The following is an 11,787-nucleotide window of genomic DNA, read 5'->3' as shown; positions in this document are numbered from 1 at the left end:
CAATTTTTAGCGCAAACCCTACCTGAAAGAAGGTTTGACTATATTTTACCTGTCATCCTGCAGATTAAGCGGATTTTGAAGCAGAGAAGCTTTGTGCGCTAGCGTACAGACTCGCTATACCATCTCCAAGCAATCGGGAACCGGAGAATACTTCGATAATACTGTTATTACCACCAAGGTTAAGGCTGCAATTTTCAATGAACCTACCCTGAAATCTGCTGAAATCAATGTCGAAACCTTCAAAGGTGTTGTTCAACTAAGCGGCTTTGTCAGCTCCCAGGCCGACATCAACAAGGCTGTTGAAGTTGCGCGCAATGTTAAGGGTGTGGTGTCTGCCAAGAATGACATGCTGATCAAGTGACGATAGCTTGCAAAGCTAATTGACCTCAGGACATTTCCTTATTCATTTATCTCACAGGACGTATTTATTCATAGTAAATAATGGGAATAAAGCAGGGGGGGTAGGCCATATTGAGTTATGCGCGTAGATCGTTCAAGCGTAACGCTTATAAAAAACCATTCAGCCAGGCAGGGTCAGTAGGTTGATATCCATTGCTTAGCGATTTGAGCAGCTCAACACGAGCGGTTTCTTTGAGTTAGTCTTGATTGCAAGGAACCGTGCTCTGAATATGAGCAGCATCAGCTTTTTTTCAGAATATGCGTGTATGATGAAAGGACTCGCATCTTACTTTTTGCCAGCAATGGGTCCCGTCCCCCTCCTTTCCAGAGACTCATTCTATGTCAGCATACATTATTACACGAGGTACTCGATTGGATGTCGATCTGCCCAATCGGGAACATTACCGGAAAACGGTATTGAACCTAGATTCGGTTGATCGCCAAGTTAATCTTTTGACATCATAAATATTATGATCTTTACAATTATTTCCACCTCCACCTTTTGGGTACTGCCGCTCCGGTACGGACTGTACGATTTTACGGCTACATGACTGTGTTCAGCCGCTGGGAATAGAACGACTATTCCCTGTCATTGCACCCTATCCTGTACCCATAGCACCGCACACTCCACCTGATCCAATAGAGGAATCTAGGTTGAAATTTCCATCCAATGAGGAATGGATTTCTAAATGAAAACCACTAACAGTCGTTTTTTCCGATATTTGAGCCGGTTGAACACGCGTATGCGCGGTGGCATCCCCCTCAAGAATGCCTTTAATGAACCGCCACTGCGCTCAGAATTGTATAGTGCTGATCAGATGGAACAACGCGGCAAGTATCTCGCAACCATACATAATTTGACACAGGAACGCCCACAGGATCGTCTGATGAAGCGTTTGGCAGAAAATGAAGCGGTCTTGATCGATGTCTGTGGACGGCTTACAACTGCAGTAAAAGCCGGCCAGCAGATCACGCCAGCCAGCGAATGGTTGCTCGATAACTTCTATCTAGTCGAAGAACAGATCCGTACCACCAGACGCCACATGCCTAAAGGATATAGTCGGGAATTACCCCGTTTATTGAATGGCCCTTCGGCAGGACTGCCGCGTGTATATGATATCGCTCTGGAGATCATTTCACATGGAGATGGGCGAGTAGATGCAGAAAGTCTCAGCCGTTTCGTTGCTGCCTACCAGACAGTTAGTGCGCTCAAACTAGGCGAGTTATGGGCTATCCCCATCATGCTGCGATTAGCGTTGATCGAGAACTTGCGACGTGTCGCCATTCGGATCGCCGCTGACAGAATCGACTGCGACCTCGCTAGCGTGTGGGCAGACCAAATGGCAGCGGCAGCCGAGACAGACCCGAAGAGTCTAGTGCTCGTGATCGCAGATATGGCGCGCTCACAACCGCCAATGTCGACACCCTTCGTATCGGAATTTACGCGCCGCTTGCAAGGACAAGGCCTCGCCTTGGCTTTACCGCTGTCTTGGATCGAACAAGTACTGGCCGAGTCGGGGCTGACAATCGAGCAGTTGATTCAATTGGGAAACCAGCAGCAAGCTGCCAATCAGGTTTCCATCAGCCACAGTATCGGTAGCCTGCGCTTTCTGGAGGGTATGGATTGGCGTGAGTTCGTCGAAACCATGAGTATCGCCGAACAAACATTGCGCGAAGATCCTGGTGGTACCTATAGCAAAATGGATTTTGCTACGCGCGACCGTTATCGGCATGCGATCGAAAAAATTGCAAAGCAGAGCTCCCTCACTGAAGTCGAAGTAGCACAGAGCGCGGTCCAACTCGCACATGAAGCCCAGGCAGCGCATCCCGATGACAGTGAACGCACTGCACACGTAGGTTTCTACTTGATTGATCAGGGCTTGCACGAGCTCGAAACAAAAACACAAGCGCGCTTCTCTGTTACTGAAACCCTCATTAAAATGGGGGCGCAGCACCCGTTGAACGTGTATCTCGGTTTATTCGCGTTGCTGACGCTGCTGTTCAGCGTCAGCCTATTAGTCATCGCGCCTAGCCAAGGTGTAGCGGATGGATTATTGCTGTTGATCGGACTACTTGCACTGCTACCCACTAGCCAGATGGCGCTCACTCTGGTGAATTGGCTGGCAACCTTATTCGTGCGTCCACACCCGCTGCCGTGCATGGATTTCTCCGCCGGTATCCCAGCACAATCACGGACCCTGGTCGTCGTACCCACTATGCTCACTAGCGCGCAAGGCGTCACCGATCTGGTCGAAGCGCTGGAAGTGCGCTTTCTGGCGAATCGGGATGACAATCTATATTTCGGGCTGTTGACCGATTTCCGCGATGCGCACGCAGAAATACTCGCTGAAGATGAATCACTGTTGCAGCTCGCTCAGACAGGAGTCGAAACGCTCAATACAAAATATGGCATAGCGGAAAAAAGTATTTTCTTTCTTTTTCATCGTCCGCGTCGTTGGAATCCGCAAGAATGCATCTGGATGGGTTATGAACGTAAACGTGGCAAGCTCGCCGACTTGAATGCGTTACTACGCGATGAAACGCACAATAATGCCGGTAAACGCTTCTCACGTGTCGTCGGCGATATCTCTTACCTCGCGCATGTGAAATACGTTATCACCCTCGACACGGATACACAGCTACCACGTGACGTTGCACGGCAACTTGTAGCCGCCATGTCCCACCCACTCAATCGACCCCGCTACAATGATGCGAAACAGCGTGTGGACGAAGGCTATGGCATTCTGCAACCGCGTGTCAGCGTGAGCCTGGAAGGCGCTAATCGCTCGCGTTATGCCCGCTTACAGGGTGGTGAGGCTGGCATTGACCCTTATACCCGTGCCATCTCTGATGTCTATCAGGACGTATTCAGCGAAGGTTCGTTCATCGGCAAGGGTATCTATGAGGTAGAAGCCTTCGAGCAGGCATTAAATGCGCGCTTCCCTGAAAACCAGATTCTCAGCCATGACTTACTCGAAGGATGTTATGCACGCGCCGGCTTATTGAGCGATGTCCATGTATTTGAGGATTACCCCGCACACTACAGTATGGATGTAAGTCGCCGTCATCGTTGGATACGTGGTGATTGGCAATTGCTGGGTTGGCTGTTGCCGCTCACTCCCGGTCCCGGTAAACGTCGATTGAAAAACACGCTTTCACGCCTATCGCAATGGAAGCTGTTCGACAACCTGCGGCGCAGTCTCGTACCCATCGCGTTGACAGCCCTGTTGCTGCTAGGCTGGGTTGTACTGGCATCACCCTGGCTCTGGACTGTGGCGGCCATCGGCACACTCCTGCTTCCCCCCTTGATCGCATCGATTGTGGAAATCTGCCGCAAACCGCGAGAGGTACTGTTACGCCAGCATCTTACCGCCACACTCGCTACAGCCAGTCAACGTCTGGCGCAAGCGGGATTTACTTTGGCGTGTCTTCCCTATGAAGCTTGGTTCAGCTTGGATGCAATCGCGCGCACGCTGGGGCGTATGTTGTTCACCCACAAACGGCTGCTCGAATGGAATCCATCCGGTGAAGCCGCGCGTAACAACCGCACGGATTTCGCCGCCACGCTGCGCGCGATGTGGATTGCTCCGCTGATCGCCATTACTACAACACTCTATCTACTGCTTTTCAACACCGCTGCGCTTGCGATAGCGGGACCCATCCTGCTGCTGTGGCTTGGATCACCCATGATTGTCTGGTGGGTCGGCCAACCACTTGCACGCCGAGAAACTCGTCTGACGGCTGAACAGACCCACTTCTTGCGTAAGCTTTCTCGCAAAACCTGGGCATTCTTCGAGACGTTTGTCGGCCCGGAAGATCATTGGCTACCACCGGATAATTACCAGGAGTATCGCGGTGCCGCTGTCGCACATCGCACCTCACCAACCAATATGGGCATGGCGCTACTCGCCAATTTATCTGCCTATGACTTCGGTTACCTTCCAGCCGGCCCACTGATCGAACGCACGGCCCATACCTTCGATACCATGCAAACGCTGGAGCGGTATCGTAGTCACTTTTACAATTGGTACGACACACAATCGTTGAAACCACTGCATCCAGCTTATATTTCAACGGTAGATAGCGGGAATCTCGCAGGTCATCTCCTGACCTTGCGATCGGGTCTGCTCACCCTTATCGACGACAAAATCCTTGATACCCGCTGGTTCCACGGGCTCCACGACACGCTCGGAATTCTGCTAGACGCGATAGGAAGCATCAGTCCTGATCTGCTCGCCCCATTGCAGGCGGAGATCGAGTCTGCATACAGCACTCCACCCACTACGCTCGCATTAGCATGGCAATGTCTCGACCGACTGGTGAAACATGCCGAAACGTTTGCCGACAGTATCGCAACTGCCGCTCTGAAGCTCCCTCAAACAGAGCGCACCTTGATGACAGCCGATGAAAAACGGCACGCCGAAACGGGTGAATACCTGGAAGTAGATGAGGATTCCACGCACCATCCGACTGTGGATCACGCCAGCGCAGTCATCTCTGAGACGACTTCCGAGAGCGACGCGGTTTGGTGGGCACATGCGCTGGTCCGGCAATGTAGAGCCGCTCTCGTCGAATTGACCTTTCTCGCCCCTTGGCTCGTGCTACCGGCTGCACCGAACAAGCTTGACGATGACTTCAGTATCACCATCATCCCAACGCTACGAGAATTGGCAAATATCAAAAGTGTATTGCTGCCGGCAATCGAACATCGACTAGATGACTCCCATGAGAATGTGGCGACTTCCGCGGAACGCGAGTGGCTGCATGCGTATAAACGCCACATCACAGAAGCGAGTTGCCGTGCTGCTGAACGGATTGCGATCACCGAACGGCTTGCTGCGCAGTCAAGCGAATTTGCCTGCATGGCGTATGATTTCCTGTATGACAAATCATCGCGTCTGTTGGCGATTGGTTACAACGTGGATGAACTGCGGCGGGATGCAAGTTATTACGATTTACTGGCTTCGGAAGCGAGATTGATTAGCTTTGTCGCGATCGCACAAGGGCAAATCCCGCAAGAGAGTTGGTTTGCCCTGGGACGCCTCCTTACCACTGTCGGCGGAGAACCCGTTCTTTTGTCGTGGAGCGGCTCGATGTTCGAATACCTGATGCCACTCCTGGTCATGCCGACCTTTGAGAACACACTGCTTGACCAGACCTATAAAGCAGCAGTGGCCCGACAGATCGAGTACGGACGACAGCGTGGCATACCGTGGGGTATGTCGGAATCGGGTTATCACTTGGTTGATGTCCATCTTAACTATCAGTACCGGGCATTCGGTGTGCCGGGCCTGGGTCTCAAACGCGGGCTTGCCGATGACTTGGTCGTTGCCCCCTATGCCACGGTACTGGCGCTGATGGTGTCACCCGAAGCTGCGTACCTGAATCTGCAACAACTCGCCGCGCAAGGACTCGAGGGGAAATTCGGCTTTTATGAAGCGATTGACTACACCCCATCACGTCAACGACGCGGGGAATCGAGCACCGTGGTACGATCTTACATGGCGCACCACCAGGGGATGAGCTTGCTCTCCCTAGCCTATTTACTGCTGAATCGTCCGATGCAGAAGCGCTTCGAATCGGAGCCGCTATTCCAGGCAACACTACTTTTGCTCCAGGAACGAATCCCCAGAACCACGGCACTCTTTCCTCCCACCGCCCAATTTTCCGATACCCAACTAACCTCTCATGCTGTAGAAGCGCCGATTCGTACTTTCAACAATGCCAATACGCCGATACCAGAAGTGCAATTGTTGTCCAATGGCCGCTACCATGTCATGGTCACCAACGCCGGCGGCGGCTATAGTCGCTGGAAAGATCTCGCCGTCACACGCTGGCACGAAGACACAACTTGCGACCCCTGGGGTTCATTCTGCTATCTGCGCGACGAGGGCAGCGGAAAAATATGGTCGACCACGTATCAGCCAGCGCTGAAACAGCCACAACATTATGAAGTGATTTTCTCCGAGGGGCGTGCTGAATTTCGTCGTCGCGATTCTGTAAGCAATGGTCATTTTGAAACCTATACCGAGATCGTGGTATCACCAGAAGACGATATCGAGCTGCGCCGTGTGCGCATCACTAACCGCACCCGCACCCGCCGCACAATTACGGCAACGAGTTACGCGGAGGTCGTGCTTGCCATGCCGGCGTCAGATGCGCTGCATCCGGCTTTCAGCAATCTGTTCGTGCAGACCGAGATCGACGAAAAACGCCATGCAATACTTTGCACGCGTCGGCCACGTTCGGCTACCGAGGAAACATGCTGGATGTTTCACATGATGACAACACACGGAGTAGATATCAATGCCATTTCTTATGAAACGGATCGGACACAATTCATTGGCCGTGGCCACACCACCGCCGACCCGCAAGTACTGAGCAGCACATCCTCAGGGATGCTTTCCGGCAGCCAGGGGTCGGTGCTGGATCCAATTGTCGCTATTTGCCATGCCATCACGCTTGATCCAGAACAAACAATCACCCTCGATCTAGTGAGCGGTGTAGGAGAAACACGTGATGCCGCACTCAGCCTGATCGAAAGATATCAGGATAGACGACTGGCAGATCGTGTCTTTGATGTCGCCTGGACACACGCCCAAGTGGTATTGCGCCAGCTCAATGCAAGTGAGACTGACGCGCAACTCTACGGGCGTCTGGCCAACTCTGTTATCTATGCCAACAGCTCATTGCGCGCCGAAGCCCGCATCCTGATGCAGAATCGTCGTGGACAATCCGGTTTGTGGAGTTACGCCATTTCTGGCGATTTGCCCATCGTTCTACTGCAGATTAGCGACGCAACCAATATCGAATTGGTGCGTCAACTGGTGCAGGCTCACGCGTACTGGCGTTTAAAAGGACTGGTGGTCGATCTGGTGATCTGGAATGAAGACCGTGCTGGTTACCGGCAGCTGCTGCAGGACCAAATTATCGGTTTGATTGCGGCAGGTGTCGAAGCACATGTCATCGATCGACCAGGCGGTATCTTCGTGCGCCGCACGGAACAGATATCGAACGAAGACCGTATTTTATTCCAATCAGTCGCGCGGGTGATCGCAACGGATAGCCGAGGAACATTGGCAGAACAGATCAACCGCCGCAACCCGAGGGATGTGCAAATGCCACGCATCCGACCGAGCAAAAGCCACCGCGCTGATTCTCCAAACAGCAACCTATTATCACCGCGTGATCTCATTCTGCACAACGGACTGGGTGGATTCACACGAGACGGGCGCGAGTACGTCATGACCACGACTGCCGCGCAGGTGACACCCGCGCCCTGGGTAAATGTATTGGCAAATCCGCATTTTGGCACGGTCATTTCTGAGAGCGGCCAGGCTTATACCTGGAGCGAAAACGCGCACGAATTTCGTCTCACGCCCTGGCACAACGACCCGGTGTCCGATGCGAGCGGAGAAGCTTTTTATCTACGCGACGAAGAAAGCGGTCATTTCTGGTCGCCCACTCCCCTGCCTTGTCGCGGTGCGAATGCATATATCAGTCGGCATGGATTCGGCTACAGCGTATTCGAATATACCGAGGGAGGCATCGTCTCGGAGCTATGGGTCTATGTGGCAATGGATGCTGCCGTCAAATTCTCGGTGTTGAAAGTACGTAACGCATCAGGACGACCGCGACGGCTCTCTGCGACCGGCTACGTAGAGTGGGTATTAGGGGATTTACGGCCGAAGTCGACCATGCATGTGACTACCGAAGTAGATTCTGACTGCGGTGCGCTGTTCGCACGCAATCCATACAACACGGAATTTGCTGGCCGGATTGCTTTTTTCGATGTGGATGAACTCAATCGCTCGATTACCTGCGATCGTGCTGAGTTCATTGGACGTAATGGCTCGCTCAAAGACCCGGCAGCTATGGCGCGCACGCGGCTTTCAGGCAAAGTGGGGGCAGCCTTGGATCCTTGCGCCGCAATCCAGGTCGGTTTTGACTTGGCCGACGGGGAAGAACGCGAGATCATCTTCCGCTTGGGTCAGGCCGGCAGGCATGGGACCGAGGATGCGCGTAATCTGGTGCGCCGCTTACGTGGATCGGCTACCGCGCACACCGCACTCGAAGCGGTGTGGCAATATTGGAATCATACGCTCGGTACCATCCAGATAGAAACCCCAGACTCGTCTCTCAATGTGCTGGCCAATGGCTGGCTCGTCTACCAGACGCTTGCTTGCCGCTTGTGGGCACGCAGCGGCTACTATCAATCAGGCGGCGCCTTCGGTTTCCGTGATCAATTGCAGGATGTAATGGCGCTCATCCATGCCGAACCGCAACGCGTGCGTGAGCAATTGCTGCTGTGTGCTGCACATCAGTTTGTGGAAGGCGATGTACAGCATTGGTGGCATCCGCCGTCTAGCCGTGGCGTGCGTACTCGCTGTTCCGACGATTATCTCTGGCTACCATTGGCGACGTGCCGCTATGTGTTGAGCACGGGTGATAGCGGCGTGCTGGATGAATCCATCTCTTTCCTCGAGGGCCGCCCCGTCAACCCTGAGGATGACTCATATTATGATCTGCCAAGATACTCCGCTGAATCAGCCAGCCTGTATCAGCACTGTGTGCGCGCTATCCAGCACGGCCTGACGTTTGGCGAACATGGCCTGCCGCTGATCGGTTCCGGAGATTGGAACGACGGCATGAACCTGGTAGGCATACAGGGCAAGGGTGAAAGCATCTGGCTCGGCTTCTTCCTGTATGACGTGCTAACGCGCTTCGCTGAGCTAGCACAGCGGCAGGGAGATGTAACGTTTGCCGAAAAGTGTCGCAGTGAAGCTGAACAACTGCGCCAGCGGATCGAGCAAAATGCCTGGGATGGCACATGGTACCGTCGCGCCTACTTTGACGATGGCACCCCGCTGGGATCAGCAGCCAACACTGAATGTCAGATTGATTCGATCTCACAAAGCTGGTCGGTACTCTCCGGCGCAGGTGATGCCATACGTTCGCGTCAGGGCATGGATGCCGTCTATGCGCGACTGGTACGACACGATCATGCGTTGATCCAGCTACTCGATCCACCATTCGATACATCGAATCTGGATCCAGGCTATATCAAAGGCTATGTTCCCGGCGTACGCGAAAACGGGGGACAGTACACCCACGCAGCCATCTGGACCACCATGGCGTTCGCAGCCTTGGGCGACAGTCAACGTGCGTGGGAATTGCTGGCTATGATCAACCCGGTGAACCATGGAAAATCGGCAGCAACGATAGCGACCTACAAAGTCGAACCCTATGTCGTTGCGGCTGACGTCTATGCGGTTTCGCCGCACGCCGGTCGTGGGGGATGGAGCTGGTATACGGGTTCCGCCGGCTGGATGTATCGGTTGATTGTGGAATCGCTGCTCGGCCTAAGGCTAGACGTGGACAAGCTTCATTTCGCTCCTTGCCTACCCACTTCTTGGCAGGCATTCAAGCTACATTACCGGTACCGGGAAACCGTCTACCATATCACGGTATCGCAAACACATGCTGGCGATACCCTGCAAAGTGGTGCAATGCGCGTCACGGTGGATGGCGTTGAACAACCGGGCAATATCATCCCGCTGATCGACGATCGCCAGGATCACACGGCCGAAGTCAACTTCGTAACACTGCCGCCTCAGTCACATCGATGATCCGGCAGACCGACATGCACACCCCCAAGCTCTGGGAGCATGCATGCCACTTACCTCTCCTGCCGATAACCCAGCGGGATGAGGCCGATATCTAGTAACACTTTTTGAGGCTGGCATCATGTATAACAGTAATCAGCAAACGGTTACCAAAGCGATTTTCCCAGTTGCGGGCTTAGGCACACGTTTTTTACCGGCCACCAAGGCCTCACCCAAAGAAATGCTGGTGGTCGTTGATAAACCGCTTATTCAATATGCGGTTGAAGAGGCCTATGCTGCAGGCATACGTGAAATGATCTTCGTAACAGGCCGTAATAAACGTGCCATTGAAGACCATTTCGATACAGCCTATGAATTGGAGGCGGAACTTGCTGCCAATGGCAAAAACGATCTCATTACGATCGTCAACGCTATTAAGCCTGATGACATGGAATGCGTATACATCCGCCAGTCCAGGGCACTCGGTCTGGGTCATGCCGTGCTGTGCGCCGAGCGCTTGGTTCGTGGCGAACCCTTTGCAGTGTTGCTGGCCGACGACTTGATGGTAGGTGATCCACCCATCATGCAACAAATGACTAACCTTTTCGATCAATACCGATGCAGCATTCTCGCAGTTCAAGAAGTGCCGCGGGATCAAACTAGCCGTTACGGTATCGTGCAAGGAAATGCGCTGACGCCAGAGCTTATTAAAATCATGGGCTTGGTTGAGAAGCCTCATCCCAGCATTGCCCCGAGTAACCTGGCAATCGCTGGACGCTATATCTTGACCACGCCTGTATTCGAGCATATTCGCACACAACCCCGCGGTGCAGGAGGAGAGATTCAACTCACCGATGGTATTGCAGCCCTGTTAAATTCAGAGCAGGTACTGGCTTATCATTACCATGGCAAGCGTTATGATTGTGGCAGCAGATTGGGCTTGCTGCAGGCCAGCGTTGATATTGCGTCCGTTCATCCGGAATTGCACGATGAATTCTCTGCCTGGCTGAAAGCACGGCAAAGTGTCTAAGGGAGCAAACTACTGTAGTTCTTGTTCATCTGATCATAACATCCGCAGGATGCTGCTTTGAGCCCCTTTCGGTCAAGGATAGTGATATCACCACGGTTATACCGAATGAGCTTTCTCCGTTGCAGCACGCCGGCAGCGATAGTGATGCTACTCCGGCGCACCCCAAGCATGTCAGCGAGACATTCATGTGTGAGATGAAAATGATCGGCGCGCGCGCGGTCATGCGTCATTAGTAACCAGCACGCCAATCGCAGCTCTATCTCATGGAAATGACTACAAGCACCGGTTTGCGACAATTGCGTCATTAACACATACAGGTAGCGGTTGAGCGTGCGCAACAAGTAGGTACTGTCGTGCAATTCGAGCTGAAACTGCTCGACGGTCATCCGCAACGCAGTACCAGCACCCTGCACCACTGCACGGTGAGGTGAAGTATCGACTCCCAGCACCAGCGGAACACCAAGCATACCTTCATTACCGATCAACGCTACTTCCAGTGGCTGATGACCATCCATGGCGATCGCAAGCGAGATGAAACCTACAAGGGGAAAATATACGTGCCGAAAAGGCTGTTTAGGTTCGCACAGAATGGTGCCTAAAGCCAGCTCTACCGGCTCGCAGCGCTTCAAAAACCTATTCCGCTCTTCGCGTGGCAAACATCCGATCAGGCGGTTGACCACACGCACCGGTGTTGTTGTAGCCGACATTTGAGTATCCTGCAGCACGAAAAAATCCAAAAAATGGCATGAGAAA

General features: G+C 53.1%; 4 protein-coding genes. 3 read left to right on the top strand and 1 reads right to left on the bottom strand.

Translation table 11 applies throughout. The annotated features are described in order from the left end of the window. The first annotated feature begins 91 nt into the window (after positions 1–91). From C8R30_RS07160 to galU, 3 genes are all read left to right on the top strand, one after another. Positions 92–361: a BON domain-containing protein gene (locus C8R30_RS07160; protein WP_090669012.1), complete on the top strand. Its 270-nt coding sequence runs from the start codon at positions 92–94 to the stop codon at positions 359–361. Between the two features lie 727 nt (positions 362–1,088). Further along, complete coding sequence (locus C8R30_RS07155) at positions 1,089–10,028, top strand: glycoside hydrolase family 94 protein (protein WP_107789863.1); 8,940 nt, start codon at positions 1,089–1,091, stop codon at positions 10,026–10,028. A 118-nt stretch (positions 10,029–10,146) separates the two neighbouring features. After that, the gene (gene galU, locus C8R30_RS07150) at positions 10,147–11,034 is read left to right on the top strand and encodes a UTP--glucose-1-phosphate uridylyltransferase GalU (RefSeq protein ID WP_107789862.1); all 888 of its coding nucleotides are present in this window, start codon (positions 10,147–10,149) and stop codon (positions 11,032–11,034) included. On the opposite strand, the gene C8R30_RS07145 is transcribed toward galU, so the two are convergent. Next, complete coding sequence (locus C8R30_RS07145; RefSeq protein WP_107789895.1) at positions 11,031–11,741, bottom strand: Crp/Fnr family transcriptional regulator; 711 nt, start codon at positions 11,739–11,741, stop codon at positions 11,031–11,033. The genes galU and C8R30_RS07145 overlap by 4 nt on opposite strands. Positions 11,742–11,787 lie beyond the last annotated feature (46 nt).

The organism is Nitrosomonas nitrosa, assembly GCF_003051105.1.
Taxonomy (GTDB): Bacteria; Pseudomonadota; Gammaproteobacteria; order Burkholderiales; family Nitrosomonadaceae; genus Nitrosomonas; species Nitrosomonas nitrosa.
The sequence above is the reverse complement of the archived record's forward strand: the minus strand, read 5'-3'. Positions and strand labels throughout refer to the sequence as shown.

Bases quoted from the DNA above. Each gene is read 5' to 3' on its own strand.
- C8R30_RS07155 (WP_107789863.1), top strand. From the start codon at position 1,089: ATGAAAACCACTAACAGTCGTTTTTTCCGATATTTGAGCCGGTTGAAC.
- C8R30_RS07145 (WP_107789895.1), bottom strand. From the start codon at position 11,741: ATGTCGGCTACAACAACACCGGTGCGTGTGGTCAACCGCCTGATCGGA.
- galU (WP_107789862.1), top strand. From the start codon at position 10,147: ATGTATAACAGTAATCAGCAAACGGTTACCAAAGCGATTTTCCCAGTT.